Raw genomic sequence first — 18,726 nt, 5'->3', positions numbered from 1 at the left:
GACTAATCCAATAATGCTATTATTGTTAACGCCATTATTATTGCAACTAATAATGCTGATATTCCCTTTGATATCATCGTATATTTGTTATATCATAGTTTATAAGGGTTTTTATGTGAAATTGAAACAAAAAATTATAGGCTATATAGTGAAAAAGTTTATACAATCACAATAACACTTTTAATGCATAATGAGGTTCGTGAACGATAGGGGCGAGGTAATCAACGAAGACGGCATAGTAACAGACATAATTTATGAAGGCACAGAGTACTACCCAGCTTTACCGAAATACTATGATGGTATCATCATGAAGAACAATGCAGGTGGAACTTTTAGGCGTATTGCAGCGATAAAGAGGGTGTTTATGCCCGTGGAGGGCGTCAGGGACCTTGAAGACCTGGTCAGGAATTGGGTTGTCGAGTTTAAGATGGTTCTCGATAAGGCGGGCATACCATATAATGAGGGGCAAGTGGTGGCATTTGCCGCATCATTAAAGGGTAAATGGCCTCTGAAGAGGCCGACACCGTATGAAGTACTTGAGTGTGTCCTAGACCCAGGGTGCATTAAGTATAACCCAGGTCTCAGGAAGCTTATTGAGAACGCATTTAATGAAACCTTTGGTTCATTAATTAATGTACAAATAAACAGGGTTCTTAGGGAATGGGGCCTGGAGAATGTCGTTAATGTTAATGATGTTCTTAATAAGTACGTTGACATTAGCAGGGTAACTAAATTCAGAAAAAGGCATTTCTACAGAAGAACGCTCATAGAGCTCGCCATAACTGCAGTACTACTTGAGGCCCTAGATAGAGATACTGTCGAAGATATACTCAGGGAATTAGGCAAGGAGGATCTCATTAAAATTATTGATACACTATATGGCCTTCCATAATTATAGTTTCTCGTGAATTATTTCTAATACAGCGATGACATCAATGCACTGATGTCATCGTAGTTTACAGACATTATTGCAATTCTACATGGTGATAATATTTAGAATATTTATCAATAATTACGTAGTTAAAATCTCAAATTATTAAAAAAATAATTCATGGACATCACTAAAATTAACCTTATAAAAGCATTAATAGACAAAATAAAGAGATTAATGGAGGTCAAGGACATAGTCATTAAGCTGGGTATAGTGAGGGAGAGGTACGAAATGAGGCTCAGGGATTTAATTAAGAATTTCGTTGTACCTAATTGGCACCCATGTCCATGTCCACATGGTGAGGTGGAAAGAACGATCATTGAAGGACACATTGAGGAGCTAGCCAGAGTTGGTGGTAAACTCCTTCAGCCTATGCTTGTGTTGCATCTTGACGATGCCAATTACTTAATTGCCGATGTGTGCATATACAATGCATTATCCACATCGTCAGGAAGCATGAGTCACATACTCGATAGGGTCTGGGCCGAGGTTTGGGATCTTGGTAAATTTGACGGTGAAGAAAGGTACGTGGCAATGGCCATAGCCGCCACAATATGCATAGTCTACAAGAACAAGGTACTGAAGGAGGTTAAGTTACAGTTTGCCAAGGAATTAATTAAAAATTATGTACTTAAGGTTGCTGAGGAGGATTGGAGAAAGGCTGAGGCCGTGGTAGAGGGATTAAGAAGGTATGAAGGAGTTATGGGTATAGCTAAGGAACTAGCAAGTGTCTTGGGCATGAGTGAGAGAAATGCGCATAGGTACATTATTGCCGTATTGAGTGATGACTTCATAAATGAATTAAAGAATATGGTCAAGAATAAGGTATTGCAGGGCGAATTTATTAATTATGGAGTTAGTGAGGTAGGTATGGTAAATAATACGATACCAAAGACGAAAAAAACAGCTGGAAATTTCAAAGAGAATATACATGACACAAATAGCTAAGCGTATTAATGCGCCATTAAGTGATATTGAGGATCTAAGTAAACTGACACAACGTACATTAGCAAATCTAGCTAAAAGACTTAAGGAACTAACTCCCGAAGCCGGTAGAAGCCTTGTTAATAAGGTCCTTAAAGCCATTAGAGATAATAATATTGAGGAAGCCGTGACATTGATTGAGGAAGTACGCAGTGATTACATTGATAATTCTAAGGTGGTAATGACAATAGATGAAACCAATACTGACTACGTGAAGGAGACTAAAACTAGGATTTATAGGTTAAGGGTTGGCGATATTGAGTGCTCAGAGGAACTATGCCCGATATACAGAAGGATAATTAAGGCATTAAAGAACAATGACCTGGATCTACTATATGACGCGCTAGAAATGCTTGCAAGACGTATTGGTAAAGATCATTTAATGTGGGAAATAGAAAAGAAATTAAACAACGCTGAATTTAGAAACTTAATAAGTGTAATAATTAACAACGAGACAATGAATAAAAAGCTATGGGATTTAATGGAAATGGTAACAAAGAACGATCAAAATAATGTCTGCAAATTAATAAGTGAAATCCTCGAAAACACAAAAACAGAACAAGCATAAGTAGACCTAACTCTATACTGTACCGAACTAAACCATTCTTTCAATAATACTTAAAAATTCAATGTGATATTTCAATTACTCTTTATGCGCATTATCATCATCATAAAACAGCATCGAAAAATAGAGGATCCAAAATAAATAGTATTTTAATAATATTGACATACAATCATTAAAAATATGTTATATCTTAACAATAATAATATTATTATCTAAGTATTATTTTAACAAATTACTTAAAATAAGAGCATGAAAATGAAAAGCTTAAAACCTAAAGTGGCGTGTCTCAAATCGCGGCCGTAGTCTAGCCTGGTCTAGGATGGCGGCCTTCCGAGCCGCAGAACCCGGGTTCGAATCCCGGCGGCCGCACCACATAGGCTTTACATTAATAAATTAGGATTATAAGCCCCGGGCTATGCTTACCTACAATATGGTTAGTCTATACCTTGTTCAGCATGGTAAGGCTTTTGATGAGAAGGTTGATCCAGAGAGGAGATTAACTCCAGAGGGTGTTTCTGAGACGGAGAGGATTGCCAGGTACCTCAATGGTATTGGCATTACCGTCGCTGAGATTGTTCATAGTGGTAAGGCTAGGGCTAGGCAGACGGCGGAGATCCTTGCTAAGTACTTGGGTGTTAGCAATGTTAGGGAGGCTGATGGTTTAAACCCAAATGATGATCCTAGGATTTGGTTTGAAAGGTTGTCAGGGCTTGATCACGATTTAATGATCGTGGGTCACCTACCACACCTCAGCCGCCTGGTCTCATTGCTGGTTACGGGTAGTCCTGACGTTAAGGTTGTTGAGTTCAGATACTCTGGAGTATTGAGACTTAATAGGGTTGAGAGTAATTGGGTTATTAATTTGTTCATTACACCGGATTTAGTGTGCTAGGGTCTTCTCCGTAATTCCCTGGGTGTTTTCAGTTTTAAAATGATTTCCCTAGCCTCCCTGCCATTTCTCGCCCTTGCGATTATTGGCACTTCCTCAATGCGCATTAAGTAGCCACAATAGGGGCACTCATGGGTTTTAACTGTGTCACGAATAACCGAATAATTTCCACATTTTGGGCACGCAATGATTAGGTACACGGGTATTGATTCAATAGGGATATTTTATTACTTTCAGGTTTAATAACATACTCTAGAGTTGGGTGAAGATAATATATATTCCTTACAGGCGTGTTCATCCTGACTTATTTTGTCTCTTTGCATTATTAATAAAGTAATTTAAAATCCGGAATGTGTCATTAAGTACTGAGGTAACAAGTAAGGTGATTGAGATAAAGGTTCTAAAGAGGAATGGAAGTACCGAGGACTTCTCAAAAGATAAGCTAGCTAGTTCTCTTAAACTTGCTGGCGTACCGGATCCTGACTTAGTCATTGGTGCTCTCGATATTAAAAGCACTATATCAACCAGCGAATTATCAGATAGAATTCAATTGATAATGCTGAACATGGTCACTGATGACCTAAGATGGCACGATGCGGCTAGGAATTACCTACTATGGAGCGTGTATAAGCAGGTTTGGGGTAAGGACGTCGTTAAGGCGATTAATAAGGCAAAATCAAATTCGAGGATGCGTATAGGGAGGGATTCAAGACTTGGTTCAGGATTGGGCTTGAGCTTAGGATCTGGGACTCAGAGATGAGCGCTTGGTATGCCCAACACATTGATGAGTTGGCTAAGTACCTCGACCCAAGCAGGGACTTATTGCTAACCTACAATGGTGTTAGGACGCTAATGAGTAGGTACCTACTGAAGAGACTTGATGGCACATTCTTCGAGACGCCCCAGTACCTGTGGATGAGGACAGCAATGGGTGTTGCCTACGCAGAGCTTAAGTACGGTGGTGACCCAATAACGTGGGCCAGGAGGTTCTACGACATGATGAGCCAGCTAAAGTTCATGCCCAACTCACCAACGCTCTATAATGCCATGACGAGGCTCGGACAACTCTCCGCATGCTTCGTAGTACCCATTGATGACTGCCTATCCAGGGAGAGCGATACGAATAGGGAGGATCCCGAGTGCAACTTCGGCATAATGGATGCCTGAGACTCGCTGCGTTAATATTCCAGTCAGGCGGTGGCGTAGGTTATAACTTCGGTAAGTTGAGGCCTGAGGGTGATATAGTTAGGAGTACGACTGGTATTGCCTCTGGGCCGCTTAGCTTCATGAAGCTCTTTGATACGTTGGTTGACACGATTAAGCAGGGTGGTAAGAGGCGTGGCGCCCAGATGGGAATGCTGTTCTGGTGGCACCCTGACATTGAGAAGTTCATAACCTCGAAGAGTGGCGAGCTTAAGGACCTTCAGCTCCAGAACTTCAACATAAGCGTAACCATTGACGACTACTTCATGCAGAAGGTGCTTAGGGGTGAGGACATATACCTAATAAACCCGAGGGAATGCCCATGCCTATACAAGACCTGGGGCGAGGAATTCGTTAAGTGCTATGAGGGGTGTGTCGAGGCAATAAGGGCCGGCAGGATAAGGATTTGGAGGAGGGTTAACGCTAAGGAGCTTTGGGACAAGATTGTTAAGTCCGCATGGGACAGTGGAGATCCGGGACTATGGAATAGGGACTTAGCCAATTACATAAATAATGAAAAATTACCGGGCGAGGTCATAAATGCCACTAATCCCTGTAGTGAAGAGAGTCTCTATGATTTTGAAAGTTGCAATTTAGGTAGCATTAATTTGGTGAAATATGTTTATGATGGTAAGATTGATTGGGACTCTTTGGCTAGGGATGTTCAGTTGGCGGTTAGGTTCCTCGATGATGTTATTGACGTCAATAAACTACCGCACGAGAGACTTAGGAAGAGGGTGCTTGAGACCAGGAGGATAGGCCTTGGTGCTAACGGCCTTGCTGACGCCCTAATAGCCTTGGCCTTAAGTACGACTCACCGCAGGCATTGGCGGTCTCCAATGAATTGGCTAGTTTCATAGCCAGGATGGCCGTTAGGGCTAGTATTGAGTTAGCTAAGGAGAAGGGTGTTTACCCGGCATATAAGCATAGTGATTGGGCTGAGGGTGTATTACCATGGACAAAGCACAGGGAGAGGCTTGAGAAGTTCTCCAGCACCATTGATAGGGGGGCTGTTGATGAGTACATGAAGATCCTCGACGTGGGCTATAACGATCCGAAGGTTAAGGCTATCATTGATGGCTCAGCAACGGTACTTAAGGGATATAGGGCATTAGATGGTGATTTATCGATAGATGTTAGTATGATTGGTATTAGGAATGGATCCATAATGAGTATAGCGCCTGAGGGCTCCAGGAGCTTAATCGCCGGCGTGAACTCAAGCATTGAGCCCCTCTTCGCAATTGCCTACATCAGGAACCTATCAATTGGGAGACTCATTGAGTACAACTACACTGCACTCAAGCTGTTAATGCAGACGAAGACGCTGAATGAATCAACGAAGAAGTTTGTCGAGGAGTACGGAATACTGCCGAGGGATCACCCACTAGCTGACCTGCTTAGGACGGCTCATGAGATTCACTGGAAGTGGCACGTATACATGCAAGTGACCTGGGCCAGGTGGAATGACTCAGGCGTTAGTAAGACTATTAACATGCCGAGCAATACTCCCATGGAGGATGTTGAGCAGGCCTATAGGTTGGCCTGGTTACTCAATGCCTTTGGAATAACTGTGTATAGGGACAAGAGTAAGTCTATGCAGGTAATATACACCGGCGTTAAGGGCGCAGAGGCTAAGCCAACTGTCGAGGTTAAGGAGGTTAAGGTTGAGGCGAAGCCTAAGGTCGAGGCAAAGACTAGTTACACTTCCTTATCTGCGCTTAAGGATAAGCTGGTTAGGATTAAGGGCAATGGCGGTGAGAGTATTGAGGAGGAGATGCAGGAGGAGCTTGGGGAGACCGATGACCCATACTGCAAGACCGGTTCATGTGGTTAAGTTTTAACTAATAACGTTCTCCCTAAGTATGCCCTTACTTATCGCCTCATTAAATAACTCATTAAGAACATCCATGTAATCCCTCTCACCAACCTCAACATCATCCATGTGCTTCTCAACGATCCTAGTCCTCTCCTCACTAACCAAGTCACTAAACTCCTTATTCTCCTCAGTTAGGAACCTATAAACCTGGCGGCCAAGGTTCGTGGGCACTACGTACCTAATTCTTCTACCGACAACTAGGGCATAGCGCCTCTTTAGTATTACATCAACGATCTTAGCGTAGGTGCTTGGTCTACCAATACCTCTCTCCCTCATCATAGCAATTATATCACCCTCCCTAAGTGGTGGTGTCCTGCTCACCTTCTTAATATAATCAATACTCGTTATATCATACTCACCTGGTGTAAGTTCTTGATACTCCCTACCCTCGATGTAACCCCAAACCTTTGTGAAGCCAGGCTCTAATATCTTGGATACCCTCTCCACCTCCTCCTCATGAACATTTACGCCATTGAGGTAAAGACTTATCTTAAACCTCTCCTTCAAAACCCTGGCGCTCTTCATCTGGCTCGCCATAAATCTCCTAAAGATTAAGTCATAAACCCTAAGGTGATTAGCCGTAACCCTAATTGCCAACTGAAGTAAACCTGTATTAAGTAAGTTCCTTAGGTCATCACTATCAATGGGTCTCGTCGGTCTTATGCACTCATGAGCGCCCACCTCCTTCCCACCCCAGGCCCTACCCACAAAATAATCACTTCCAAATCTATCACTTATGTACTCCTTAGCAATGCTAATGCCCACATTGGATACCCTAGTACTGTCAGTCCTGTGATATGTTATAAGCCCTGACTCGAATAATTCCTGGGCAATGGCCATCGTCTGCTCAACACTTAAACCAAGTATGTTCGCTGAGTCCCTAAGTAGGGCGTCCGTTGTGTACGGTGGTACTGGATTCAATTCCTCCTCAGCTTCACCTGCCTTAGTTACCTTAACCTTAATCTCAACATCTGTCGACTTATTCCTATGCATTGCCTTGAGGGCCTTTATAAATTCCTCCTTATCTGGCGGTATGCTTAACCTAACCTTTACACCATTGCTCAGCGTCATGGTTACCGCGTATATCTTATCCTTCCTACTTTCATCATACCTCTCTATTATCCAACCAAGGACTGGGGTCTGGACCCTACCTGCTGATAGCGTCTTCCTATTAAACTTCCCCTGAACAATCTGACTAAGCCCAAACCCAATCCACCTATCCTCAATCCTCCTCACCAATTGGGCACCAACCATGCTGAGGCTTATGGCTCTTGGATTTGCGATCGCGTCAATAATAGCCTTCTTAGTGACCTCATGAAACTCAATCCTAACAATGTTACTAACGTAGGGCCTTAGCATCATGTAGACATCCCAAGCAATTTTTTTCACCCTCGGCGTCCGGGTCAGTACCAATCATTACTTGATCGACCTCGGTGGCTATATCCCTTATTGCATTTACTATGTCCATAGCATCAACAAGCTTAACACCATGAATCTTACAAACATCAGCATCCTCGGTATACGCCTCGCCACCGACGGGGCACCTCTTTATTGTTCCGTAGATCGGCACGAAATTATTACCGATCCTGAGCACTCCATAGTAATCAAGGATCTTCCCCGCCCTTAAGGCCGGTACTAGCTCCTTAACATCGGCTGGGCTGGCCGGTATTAAATCCCACATGTGGCCCTTAGTGGCCGTTATTAATAGGTACAGGTTGCCCAGGGTGGCTTCGTAGATTATTAAAGGACCAACCTCCCTCCTAGTGGGCACTCCAAAGAAACTAGCAATGGTCCTTGCCTTGGTCGGTGATTCAACAATGACAAAGACGGTTCTTAATGGATCCCTCTCGATGAATTGATTAGGTATCTTCCCAAGCATTATATTCCTTATTAGCTCCCTCTCATCTCTGATCTTTTTCATTAAATCATCAATATTAACTTCATTGATGTCTTGTATCTTAATATCCTCAAGTCTATATCTAAGATTCCTGACTAGGCCATTAAACACCTTATCATTATCCACAATCAACACTGACAAACCCAAAGACACACCGCCGACGTAAAGCCTTGAGGTCCTACCACTACCCTGGATATACGTCGTCACGTCAGGAATAATTATATAAAGTTCATTACCCCTATATTCAAGGCCGACCTCGTTTGATTGTTCTATCATTCTTCTAGTGCTTGGGTCACCTAACAGTTTATTTACTAGGTCTATTGCTTCCTTAATTACATCGGCCGCGTATTTATCGAACCCACTTAATTCCTTACCTTCCTCAATAGCCTTTAATAAGTTATTGATTTGTTCCTGGTTTAGTACAGTTAAGTTCCTGAGCCTTGCGATTACCCTATCAATATCATTCCTTAAGTATTGAGGAACGACATTCCTAATTGAGAATAGAAATACTAGGTACTTTATTGGCGTGAATTCCTCAAGCCTTAACCTAAACCTCATACGTGGAATACCCGCAAAAACTACGTATGTGACCCTTTGAGGTAAGTCAATACCTCTGACCAGGGATGACCTGGATGTGGCAAGCCCTATTAATACGTCGATTTTACCCTCAACAAAGTCATTAAGTAAGGACTTACTTGGCTTTAGGTAGGTTGCCGCCTTTATCCCATTATTATTTAACATCTCACTTAACTTATCAATAATGTCCTTCAGGTCTGGTGGTACGTAAATTATTCCCCCACCGCCTAGTCTTTTCACTACATCGACGGTCGTGCTTATTAAAGAGCCCTTGGGCTTTACGTAAACATCAATCACATTTCTTAACCCCTCAGCCCTACCGCCAGTTTCAAAACCAAGAAACTCCCTGAATAGGAATAACCTGGCGGTCCTCCTCATCCTCGTTAATGCCCCTGAGGCTATCAGTATGCCGATATTATTGTTCTTGATGTAATTGGCTAGTTCGGCATTCAATTTCTTAATATCCTCCCTAAGCCTACTAATCTCTCCCTCACTCGCTCTAAACCTAATAGCCTTTCTGAGCTTCTTCATTAGGTCAACCACGGTCAAAGCCTTATGGAGCGCCTCCTCATTAATACCAAGCAGTAGCAACAACCTATCAATGTTTTTGCTGGATGCCTTAAGGACGCTGTCCACATCATCAACGAATATAAGCGAGAACCTATACCTACTGAGCAGGTCCATGTGCCTCGGTAGAAAGGCGTTGGTTACTATTAATATGTCAAAGTCACCATTCTCAATGGTCTTCATGGCCTCAGCCAACTCCTGCTTCGACAGTATCGATGATGCCATTACAATCCTAACACTGGCGCCTACCTTAGCCGAGTAATCACTTAGTCTTCTATGAATGTCGTAAGCCAACGTCGACGTTGGAACAACAATCAATACCCTCCCCCTCCTTCTAGTGACTATGTATAGCGATGCAACCATGCCGAAGGTCGTTTTTCCACTCCCAGTTGGTGCAACTATTGCGAAGCTCTTGCCCTTAATTATCCTCCTAGCCCACAGTCTCTGAGCGCCCCACATGTTAGTTCCAATTATTCTCCTGAACATATTGGCGAATTCGTTATATTCATTGATCAGGTTCGCCAACGACCTTAATCTATTTATCGTGCCAAGCCTTTCCAATGTATTTAATACTTCAACGGCACTCGCTACTTTCCTTGGTACATCAGGTAAACACTTATGGCATGGCAAACCAGCACCCAACCTATCTGATGTAATATCCCCTCCACAGTTAGGGCACGCCCTTCGATATATAACCAACGGTTGCTTCTCCATTTAATCCTCATCACATAATTAAACCCCTTAATAAACATTCGTTACCAACCGAGATCTTAATTGATAGGGTTAAATATTGATATTACAATGATAATGCTTGAGTAGTATGTCAGTTAATACGGGCAGTATTCAGGACTATGTGCGGTACGTATACATAATGTCGCTAGTGTCTGCCCTGGCCATGGCAGTTGCCGTGGATTACGTACTTACTGAACTGTGGATTTACGGCACAGCTGACTTGACAATACTCGTGATAACGCCTGTGTTCATGTTCATGCTTTCCATGCTAGTCATATCGTCAATAACGATGATCAAGCAATTAAGGGGAAACTTTAGCAAGATGACCTCTAGGGCTAAGGCATTAATGATCACCTACATCACGTTCTTCATAATAGCCCTCATATACTTCACATACGTATCAATAATTCACTATGCGGGCTTAGGACTTACAATATCAGACCCGCAATTAATCGGTGATCATTACCTCGGTTTTGGACTTGCGCTCTACGACGCTGGATTGTTAACCACATCATGGCAATTAATTGAGGATTTACTTAATGGTAAATTATCATCGCTGTATAAGTTCTTCATTATGATGTTTAAGTCTCAGTCTAGTGATGACGATGATGATACAATCATAATTAAGTAATTACTCGACATGAATTGAATTGGTTCTGTACTGCGTCGGGATGGAATGGCATGGTTTAAAAATAGGCATTGAAAAGGGGGACTTAGTGAGTATGCGTATTGCCGGTTTAGTGGCTGATTTGCTTATGAGAACCTGTAATGCAAGTTCAGTGGAGAGACAGTCATTTACTGATGGGTCAAGGTATATGATTAGGTTCAGTAATAATAGTAATATGGAGGTTCATTTGGTAGATAGAGATGGAAGGTTTTTTTGCCGAATTCTGGATCAATACGTATGCAACACCTATAATGATAATAGAGTATGTGTACTCGAATGTAAAACCATTAAGTATTTGTGAGGAGATATGTGAGTTAATACGTATAATTAATGATTCATTAACGAAACAGGGCGAGAGAGACACTAAAGCTCAGTAATTAACCTACGTAATCAAGTATTCCACCCCTCTTGCCGGTGGTGACCAACGCCGTACTTGATGTTAGGTCATTAGTCAATATTTAGTCAATATTTTTACTAAGTCGCTCTAGGTAAGTTAATTGAAAGAGAACCAAAAGCCGATAATCAATACGTTACGGAAAGGAAGTCTCCATCCTTTAAATTAAAGAGAAGTAAATGGCTTATGTTCGGGCAGTATTGGAAGCGTCATCAATGCCTAGTTGCCATATTAAATTACTGTCTAAGTATACGGTGTTGTCACCTAATTATTGGCCGATAACTCATCAATTAATCTCTTGCCATTAATTAATAACCAGTCATCGTCATCACTCATTGCCTTATCCCTATGCTCATATCTACGCAGTAGAGTATTGAGTAATACTTTGCTGTTGAATACTTCGATACGGAACTCCCTACTGAAGTACCTATTCACGTTCTCGATATCCCTTAGTAAGAACTCGGTTGCATTGGGGTGGTTTGCCTTTACGGCACTACCCCAATCAATTATTACTAATTCATTGCCCGTATTAACGATATTAAACTCGCTTAGGTCTGCATGGATTATCTTACCCAAAATAAATGCTCTTTCCACATACTTAATTATTGTTAAGTAGGCAGCCGCAGGGTTTTCAGGTGGTTCATCCTTGATCAGTGGCGCCGGTATACCGCTTATTCCTTTATAGCTTATGAACTCCATGACCAGGATATTCCTATTAAAGGTTATTGGCTTAGGCACCCTGACACCCGCGTTGTAAGCATCACCTAAGTTACTGAACTCCTTCCTGCACCAATACTCAATGAGCTTCCTCGTATTAGTAATCCTAACACCTGTAAATCGTGGATCACCGAGCAGGTACTTGTACCTACCCCTAATGAATTGTGCCGTTGATGTATAAAAGATCTTTAGTGCGATGTCTGTGCCGTCGGGTGCCTTAGCCATATGACCTTGGCCTCCTTACCCTGCGCAACTGGGCCATAAACCTCATCAATAACGCGCCTATTCATTAGTTCTCTCAAGGCATCTATCGTGTATTGATCAAATACATCATCAACGGTCTTCAACTGATCAATATCCTTTAGTCTAAACCTTCTACTCTCCATTCTCTCCCGGACGATCCTATCAATATCGTGATTACCCACTGGATTAATGAAACAAATTGGTACTTTATATATTAATTTGGTCCGTAAAAGCCATTTTGCTTACTCCCATGAGAAATATTCTAATGAATTCAATATATAAAGATGAATAAAAATGCATGCAAAAGGTTAAAATCAATGGGTATTGTACGATTGAAGAAGAAAAAAAGATTTAAAAGTATTTCTAATGAAAAGAATTTAGGAGATATGGCTTTGGTTCAACAAGACGAGGTCTGGTCCATGCGTAGGCTCGTAAATCTCCACAAGATGAAACGGCCGATTGGTAAGATTATCGTTAATATTGATCTTTGTAAGGATTGCAGGTTCTGCATTGAGTTCTGCCCCAACGGTGTCCTTGAGGAGTCCAAGGACGTTAATTCCAAGGGCTATCACTACCCAGTTGTTAAGCCGGGTAAGGAACTTGACTGCGTCGCCTGTAAAATGTGTGAGAAGGTTTGCCCAGACTTCGCAATTACGGTTGTTTCTGAGGAGTACATAACATACGATAAGTACTACGGGGTGAGTAGCATGCCCACGGTAGCTGAACTCTATAAGAAGGACCTGGATAAACTGTTAAGGCCTGGCATTCACTTCCTAGATGGTAATACGGCCGTTGCCGAGGGTGCAATAACCGCTGGTTGTAGGTTCTATGCCGGTTACCCAATAACCCCATCAAATGAGATTGCGGAGTACATGTCGTACAGGCTACCGCAGGTTGGTGGTAAGTTCATACAGATGGAGGACGAGATAGGCAGTATAATGGCTGTGCTCGGGGCATCAGCCGCTGGGGTTAAGTCAATGACGGCAACATCAGGTCCAGGCTTCTCACTGATGCAGGAGGAGATTGGGCTTGGTTCAATGCTCGAGATTCCAGCGCTGATTGTTGATGTAATGAGGGCAGGCCCATCAACTGGAATACCGACATTATTAGGGCAGGGAGACATACTGCAGGCTAAGTATGGTTCGCATGGTGATTATGAGATAGTGGCTTACTTACCGGCCAATCCTCAGGAGGCCTTTGACTTTACAATAAAGGCAATTAACATGGCTGAGAAGTATAGGGTTGTGGCCATTGTGCTATCTGATCAATTAGTTGGGCATATGTATGGTAAGGTTAGGGTTCCCGAGTTCGATGAGATAGAGATTGTGGAGAGGCCGAAGCCCACGGTACCCCCAGACCAATACTTGCCATACGACAGTAGGTACTTAGTACCGCCAATGGCTATAGCCGGCACCGGCTATAGGGCTAATAATGAATCATTGACGCATACTGACAAGGGATACCCGACCACGGATAGGGATGCGTCGTTTAGGCTTGTGATGAGGCTTGTCCGTAAGATTAGGGAGAATGAGAAGGAAATAGCCGAGTGGGAGGAGTACATGCTCGATGATGCAGAGTACGTAATTGTGTCCTACGGTTCAACATCAGGCTCCGTGAGGAGGGCAATAAAGGTGCTGAGGGCACAGGGCTACAGGGTCGGCATGCTTAGGCCAAAGACCGCGTGGCCATTCCCAGGCTGGGTTGTAGAGAATTTGGCCTCTAGAGGCGTTCAGAAGTTCGTAACTGTTGAGGTTAACATGGGTAAGATGTACCACGTGGTTAGGGAGTTCTCGAGAGGTGTTCCAGTGGAGCACGTACCTTACGCCCCTGGTTATATTCCAGATCCTGATTATGTAATTAATAATGTGAGAAAGGTGATTGAAGGATGAGTGTGGAGGCTGAGGTAACGACCACGGGAGTTAAGGTGGAGCTGCCTAAGTCCTATGAGGATATTAAGGACTTGATACGGATTGATAGATTACCGCACATTTGGTGCCCGGGTTGTGGGTTAGGCATACTTCTTAAATTATTGGCTAGGGCCATAAAGAATTCGGGAATACCGATTGAAAAGCACGTGATAGTCACAGGCATAGGCTGCACAGGTAGACTTGGCGGATACTTAAAACTAGATGCGTACCACGTAACCCACGGTAGGGCCATACCCTTTGCCGTTGGGTTAAAGATGGCTAACCCTGAACTTGAGGTGACGGTAGTTGGCGGTGATGGTGATATCCTCGCCATAGGTGGTAACCACTTCATACATGCGGCCAGGAGGAATGATGATATTAACGTCATAATAGTCAATAACTTCATCTATGGAATGACGGGTGGCCAGTACAGTCCAACAACGCCCAAGGGCGCTAAGACGACGACATCGCCATATGGTCATTACGAGAATCCATTTAACGTGCCATTATTGGCATACGCTGCGGGTGCCTCGTACGTGGCCAGATGGACGGTTCTTCATCAGAATGAGCTTTATCAATCCCTCCTTGAAATGTTTAAGGTTAAGGGTTTCGCCGTTATTGAAGTGTTATCACCTTGTATTATCTATACCGATAGGAATGCAATGGGTGATGCCGTCGATCTAATGAAGATATTAAGAGAAAGACCAGTGATTGACCATAATGCGAATCTGGCGGATTTAGAGATTGATTTCAGTATGAAGAAGATTATCCTGGGAAATTTTGTGAAAAGAGAGAGACCCATATCGTATAGATAATCATCGTGAATTTTAAACTTTTTTTTCTCATATTTTCGTATAATTTAAAATAATTTTTATTAAATTAGAATAAAGTTTATTAAGGTTTCATGATTATTTATCAATAGAAAAATATGCTACAACAGTTCGATCAGATACGTATCAGGCTCATGGGGCTTGGCGGCCATGGCATAGTCTTTGCTGGTAGGCTTCTTGGTATGGCAGCCGCAATGGGTGGTCTTGACTCAATATTAACAATAACGTATAGCCCAGAGCAGAGGGGTGGTTGGTCCAGGGCTGACCTCATAATAGCTAAGGAGATGGTTGATTACCCGCTCATTGATGAGGCCGACATATTCCTCGCAACTACGCAACAGGCATTTAACCTGGAATTTAAGAGTCTCCGTAGAGGTGGTATATTTATTTATGAAAATACGATTTATAAGCCATCAATCACAAATACAAGTGATTATGTAATAATTCCTGTACCTGCAACTGAAATAGCCGAGAACGTAACAGGCAGAAGATTAACAATGAATGTTGTTTTGGTCGGTGTTATAACGGCCATCCTTGACCCATTACTAAAGGAAGACCATATAATTAACGCAATAAAAAAATGTGACAAGAAGGGCTGGTAAACTCGATACATCGATTCAGGAAATGAACATAAAAGCATTCCAGGCAGGTCTTGATTATGGTAGGAAGTATCTGCAGAGGTTAAGGTGATTTGATGCCAACCAATAGAATTCTAATCCTGGGTGGCGGTATTGCTGGTATTGAGGCTGCCCTTGCCCTGGCTAACATGGGCTATAGGGTTACGCTTGTTGAGAAGTCACCTGCCATTGGCGGTAAGATGGCAATGCTCGATAAGACGTTCCCAACACTAGACTGCAGCATATGCATAGAAGGACCATTGATAAGTGATGTTGCGAGACACCCAAACATTGAATTGCTTGCCCCTGCTGAACTGCTTGATTTAACGGGCTCACCAGGTGATTTTAAGGCTAGGATACTCGTTAAGCGAGGTACGTAACTGAGGACTGCACTAAGTGCGGTCAATGCGAGGATGTATGCCCTGTAATTGTCCCCAGCGAGTTTGAGGCAGGTATTGGTGCTAGGAAGGCAATATACTTACCATTCCCACAGGCAGAACCAGGAATATATATGCTCGACATTGATCATTGCCTGAACAAACCGCCGAATTACTTCCCATGCGATAGATGCGCCAAGGCATGTGATAGGAACGCCATAATATACACAATGATGCCCAAGGTCATAGTGCGCGACGTCGCTGCCGTAATTGTGTCCACAGGTTTTGAGTTAGAGAAGGGTGACGTACTTGGGGAGTATGGTTATGGTAGGTACATGGACGTGGTTACGTCAATGGAGTTCGAAAGGCTCGTTAATGCATCAGGACCATCAAGTGGTGTCGTTGTTAAACCGAGCACCGGTGAAGAACCAGAGAACGTATTGCTTGTGTCCTGTGTTGGCTCGAGAAATAATAAGCATAATGATTATTGTTCCGGGTTCTGCTGCACCTACCTGCTTAAGCAGGGTATATACGCCAAGGTACTTCATGGCATTAAAAATGTGACTATAATGTACATGAATGATGTCAGGACGTACGGTAAGGGATTCGAGGGTTTCTTCGACAGGGCTCTAAAGGAGGGTATAAACATTGTTTGGGGCAGGCCTGAAATACTTGGCGAGAGGAATGGTAAGATAATCGTTAGGTTTGAGGACACGAGGAATAAGAAGGTCGCTGTAAATGAGTATGATATGGTCGTCCTAGCACCCTCTGCAAAGCCTGTGAATGACATGAGTAAGTTGAGTAAGATATTGAGTATTTCACTAGATAGGGTTGGTTTTGTAAGGACTGACCCCACCAACCCAACATTAACAACGAGGCCCGGTATTTTCGTGGCTGGTTCAGCAAGCGGCCCTAGGGATATTTCAGAATCCGTGGTTACTGGGTTAGCCTCAGCAATACAGGCGATTAGGTATGCAAGTCCCGGAGTGATTGAGGAGGAGAAGTACGAGGAGACCATAGAGCCATACCCAATTAGGGTTGGGGTCTTCGTTTGTCATTGTGGCACTAACATAGCTGGGGTTGCTGACGTACCAGCACTAGTGGAAGCTGCTAAGCAAATGCCTGATGTGGTTCACGCTGAGGACCTTCAGTTTGCATGCGCTAAGTCATCATTAGACAGAATAACCGAGGTTATTAAGGAGAAGAAATTGAATAGAGTCGTTGTTGCCTCATGCTCGCCAGTTACGCATTTGAGGTTTTTCCAGGATGCTGCGAGGAGGGCTGGTCTTAATCCTTACCTTGTGGAGATGACGAACATTAGGAACCTGGATACCTGGGTTCACAACGACAGGAAGATAGCCACAGAAAAGGCAAAGGACATGATAAGAATGGCAGTAGCTAAGGTCCACCATATGGTGCCATTACAGACGATAAAGTTGCCAGTTATTAAGAGGGCGTTAGTCGTCGGTTGTGGTCCGGCGGGGCTTGCGGCGGCCACGGGATTGGCCGGCGCCGGCATTGAGACGATACTTGTTGAGAAGGCTGATGAATGTGGTGGAATGCTTAGGCGCTTAAATAGCTTGAGCCTGAGGGTATTGAAGCCAGAAAATTGCTTGATAGGATGGTTGAGGAGGCTAGAGAGGTTGGTGTTAAGTTTATGCTTGGCACTACGATTAAGGATGTGTCTGGGTTCACAGGTAACTTCCACGTGGTTCTCAGTAATGGTACTGAGCTTGATGTGGGGGCCATAATAGTTGCAACAGGTGCTAAGCCGTACATGCCGACGGAATTTAATTATGGTAAGGATCCAAGGGTATTAACAACACTCGATCTTGAGAATGGGAAGACTGTTGAAGGTAAGAATGTGGCGATAATAAACTGTGTTGGTTCAAGGACAAGTGGTAGGGGCTGTTCGAGGTACTGCTGCGCTGTGGGTCTAAGCAAAGCCATTGAATTAAGGGGTCAGGGTAAGAATGTTGTATTGATATACAGGGACATTATGGGCGTAGATCCTGAGGTTGAAGACCTGTACAAGAAGGCTAGGGATGCAGGTGTTCTATTCATTAGGATACCTAGGAAGGCGGAGTTAACCGAGGCCATAAAGATGGACACCAATAAGTTAATAGTCCATGACGTTGAATTAGGGGATGATGTTGAGGTACCATTCGATAACATAATCCTCAATATAGGCCTAGTGCCTAGTGAGGATACTGACGAGGTTTCCAAGGTGCTGAGGCTTTCTAAGGATCAGGAGGGCTTCCTGATGGAGGCTCACCCGAAGCTCGGCCCCGTGGACACAATGACGCCGGGTATATTCATAGCAGGCGCAGCTAGGGGTCCGAAGAACGTGGCCGAGGCCATTGCTGAGGGTTACGCGGCTGCGTCGAGAGCATTAATGATGCTCGCCCAGGGCTATGTTACTAAGGAGCCGTTCATACCGAAGTTTGACTGGTCCAAGTGCACTAAGTGTGGTCTCTGTATTAAGGCTTGTCCATATGGTGCCATTAGGGGTGTGCCAGGTAAGTGGATTGAGCATATACCAGCTGCTTGCCAGGGTTGTGGTGCGTGTGTGGCTGAGTGCCCACAGGATGCCATAACACTTGATGCGTTGAGTGATGATGCTATTATGGCTCAGATTGAGGCTGCCTTGCTGAGGAGCCTGAGAAGAAGGTGATAATGTTTACGTGTGCTTATTGTTCGTATTGGGCCGCCGATAATGCTGGCATATTTAAGATGCAGTACCCACCTACGCGA

At 43.5% G+C, this 18,726-nt stretch carries 19 protein-coding genes, 1 tRNA gene and 1 pseudogene; 16 read left to right on the top strand and 5 right to left on the bottom strand.

The annotated features are described in order from the left end of the window. Positions 1 to 190: 190 nt before the first annotated feature. The 5 genes from JCM16159_RS11895 (at position 191) to sixA (ending at position 3,372) form a co-directional block, all read left to right on the top strand. The gene (locus JCM16159_RS11895) at positions 191 to 892 is read left to right on the top strand and encodes a hypothetical protein (protein ID WP_054857961.1); all 702 of its coding nucleotides are present in this window, start codon (positions 191 to 193) and stop codon (positions 890 to 892) included. 216 nt (positions 893 to 1,108) lie between these two features. After that, positions 1,109 to 1,879, top strand: coding sequence for a hypothetical protein (locus tag JCM16159_RS11890; protein WP_243666820.1), 771 nt, complete (start codon positions 1,109 to 1,111; stop codon positions 1,877 to 1,879). Then, positions 1,863 to 2,483 carry a hypothetical protein gene (locus tag JCM16159_RS11885; protein WP_054857959.1) on the top strand — a complete coding sequence of 207 codons (621 nt, stop codon included), beginning with the start codon at positions 1,863 to 1,865 and terminating at the stop codon, positions 2,481 to 2,483. The genes JCM16159_RS11890 and JCM16159_RS11885 overlap by 17 nt, the downstream gene beginning before the upstream one ends. A 290-nt stretch (positions 2,484 to 2,773) precedes the next feature. Further along, positions 2,774 to 2,852, top strand: a tRNA-Gly gene (locus JCM16159_RS11880). A 58-nt stretch (positions 2,853 to 2,910) separates the two neighbouring features. Next, the gene (gene sixA / locus JCM16159_RS11875; RefSeq protein WP_054857975.1) at positions 2,911 to 3,372 is read left to right on the top strand and encodes a phosphohistidine phosphatase SixA; all 462 of its coding nucleotides are present in this window, start codon (positions 2,911 to 2,913) and stop codon (positions 3,370 to 3,372) included. Here the strand turns inward: sixA and JCM16159_RS11870 are convergent. Continuing rightward, the gene (locus JCM16159_RS11870) at positions 3,369 to 3,569 is read right to left on the bottom strand and encodes a DUF1922 domain-containing protein (protein WP_054857958.1); all 201 of its coding nucleotides are present in this window, start codon (positions 3,567 to 3,569) and stop codon (positions 3,369 to 3,371) included. The genes sixA and JCM16159_RS11870 overlap by 4 nt on opposite strands. Positions 3,570 to 3,721: 152 nt before the next feature. On the opposite strand from JCM16159_RS11870, the gene JCM16159_RS11865 reads away from it, so the two are divergent. The 3 genes and pseudogenes from JCM16159_RS11865 (at position 3,722) to JCM16159_RS19595 (ending at position 6,406) form a co-directional block, all read left to right on the top strand. Further along, complete coding sequence (locus JCM16159_RS11865; RefSeq protein ID WP_054857957.1) at positions 3,722 to 4,129, top strand: hypothetical protein; 408 nt, start codon at positions 3,722 to 3,724, stop codon at positions 4,127 to 4,129. Next, complete coding sequence (locus JCM16159_RS11860) at positions 4,126 to 4,536, top strand: ribonucleotide reductase N-terminal alpha domain-containing protein (RefSeq protein ID WP_054857956.1); 411 nt, start codon at positions 4,126 to 4,128, stop codon at positions 4,534 to 4,536. The genes JCM16159_RS11865 and JCM16159_RS11860 overlap by 4 nt, the downstream gene beginning before the upstream one ends. Further along, positions 4,509 to 6,406 (top strand): annotated as a pseudogene (locus tag JCM16159_RS19595) (adenosylcobalamin-dependent ribonucleoside-diphosphate reductase). The gene JCM16159_RS11860 and the pseudogene JCM16159_RS19595 overlap by 28 nt, the downstream one beginning before the upstream one ends. A gap of 3 nt (positions 6,407 to 6,409) precedes the next feature. Here the strand turns inward: JCM16159_RS19595 and rgy (JCM16159_RS19590) are convergent. Next, positions 6,410 to 7,810, bottom strand: coding sequence for a reverse gyrase (gene rgy / locus JCM16159_RS19590; protein WP_367834503.1), 1,401 nt, complete (start codon positions 7,808 to 7,810; stop codon positions 6,410 to 6,412). After that, positions 7,788 to 10,202 (bottom strand): reverse gyrase, encoded by a 2,415-nt coding sequence (gene rgy / locus JCM16159_RS19585; protein WP_367834502.1) that lies wholly within the window; start codon positions 10,200 to 10,202, stop codon positions 7,788 to 7,790. The genes rgy (JCM16159_RS19590) and rgy (JCM16159_RS19585) overlap by 23 nt, the downstream gene beginning before the upstream one ends. A 106-nt stretch (positions 10,203 to 10,308) precedes the next feature. On the opposite strand from rgy (JCM16159_RS19585), the gene JCM16159_RS11840 reads away from it, so the two are divergent. Then, the gene (locus JCM16159_RS11840; RefSeq protein WP_054857953.1) at positions 10,309 to 10,851 is read left to right on the top strand and encodes a hypothetical protein; all 543 of its coding nucleotides are present in this window, start codon (positions 10,309 to 10,311) and stop codon (positions 10,849 to 10,851) included. 694 nt (positions 10,852 to 11,545) lie between these two features. Here JCM16159_RS11840 and JCM16159_RS11830 read toward each other — a convergent pair. Together JCM16159_RS11830 and JCM16159_RS17705 are read right to left on the bottom strand one after the other, a co-directional pair. Further along, on the bottom strand, positions 11,546 to 12,223 hold the full coding sequence (locus JCM16159_RS11830) for a serine protein kinase RIO (protein WP_243666819.1): 678 nt from the start codon (positions 12,221 to 12,223) through the stop codon (positions 11,546 to 11,548). After that, the gene (locus JCM16159_RS17705) at positions 12,187 to 12,423 is read right to left on the bottom strand and encodes a hypothetical protein (RefSeq protein WP_243666818.1); all 237 of its coding nucleotides are present in this window, start codon (positions 12,421 to 12,423) and stop codon (positions 12,187 to 12,189) included. Before JCM16159_RS17705 ends, JCM16159_RS11830 begins: the two co-directional genes overlap by 37 nt. Positions 12,424 to 12,627: 204 nt before the next feature. On the opposite strand from JCM16159_RS17705, the gene JCM16159_RS11825 reads away from it, so the two are divergent. From JCM16159_RS11825 to JCM16159_RS17685, 7 genes are all read left to right on the top strand, one after another. Beyond that, positions 12,628 to 14,130, top strand: coding sequence for a 2-oxoacid:acceptor oxidoreductase subunit alpha (locus tag JCM16159_RS11825; protein WP_243666817.1), 1,503 nt, complete (start codon positions 12,628 to 12,630; stop codon positions 14,128 to 14,130). After that, positions 14,127 to 14,963 (top strand): thiamine pyrophosphate-dependent enzyme, encoded by an 837-nt coding sequence (locus tag JCM16159_RS11820; RefSeq protein ID WP_054857952.1) that lies wholly within the window; start codon positions 14,127 to 14,129, stop codon positions 14,961 to 14,963. The genes JCM16159_RS11825 and JCM16159_RS11820 overlap by 4 nt, the downstream gene beginning before the upstream one ends. 113 nt (positions 14,964 to 15,076) lie before the next feature. Beyond that, the gene (locus JCM16159_RS11815; RefSeq protein ID WP_243666816.1) at positions 15,077 to 15,580 is read left to right on the top strand and encodes a 2-oxoacid:acceptor oxidoreductase family protein; all 504 of its coding nucleotides are present in this window, start codon (positions 15,077 to 15,079) and stop codon (positions 15,578 to 15,580) included. A 92-nt stretch (positions 15,581 to 15,672) separates the two neighbouring features. Further along, on the top strand, positions 15,673 to 15,975 hold the full coding sequence (locus JCM16159_RS17700; protein ID WP_243666815.1) for an FAD-dependent oxidoreductase: 303 nt from the start codon (positions 15,673 to 15,675) through the stop codon (positions 15,973 to 15,975). A 131-nt stretch (positions 15,976 to 16,106) separates the two neighbouring features. Then, positions 16,107 to 17,723 carry an NAD(P)-binding protein gene (locus tag JCM16159_RS17695; protein WP_243666814.1) on the top strand — a complete coding sequence of 539 codons (1,617 nt, stop codon included), beginning with the start codon at positions 16,107 to 16,109 and terminating at the stop codon, positions 17,721 to 17,723. Further along, positions 17,630 to 18,646, top strand: coding sequence for a 4Fe-4S binding protein (locus JCM16159_RS17690; protein WP_367834504.1), 1,017 nt, complete (start codon positions 17,630 to 17,632; stop codon positions 18,644 to 18,646). Before JCM16159_RS17695 ends, JCM16159_RS17690 begins: the two co-directional genes overlap by 94 nt. 2 nt (positions 18,647 to 18,648) lie before the next feature. Beyond that, a partial coding sequence (locus JCM16159_RS17685; protein WP_243666830.1) for a hydrogenase iron-sulfur subunit occupies positions 18,649 to 18,726 on the top strand: 78 nt, incomplete at its 3' end.

It is taken from the genome of Vulcanisaeta sp. JCM 16159, assembly GCF_001316265.1.
In the GTDB taxonomy this organism is placed as follows: domain Archaea; phylum Thermoproteota; class Thermoprotei; order Thermoproteales; family Thermocladiaceae; genus Vulcanisaeta.
The sequence above is the reverse complement of the archived record's forward strand: the minus strand, read 5'-3'. Positions and strand labels throughout refer to the sequence as shown.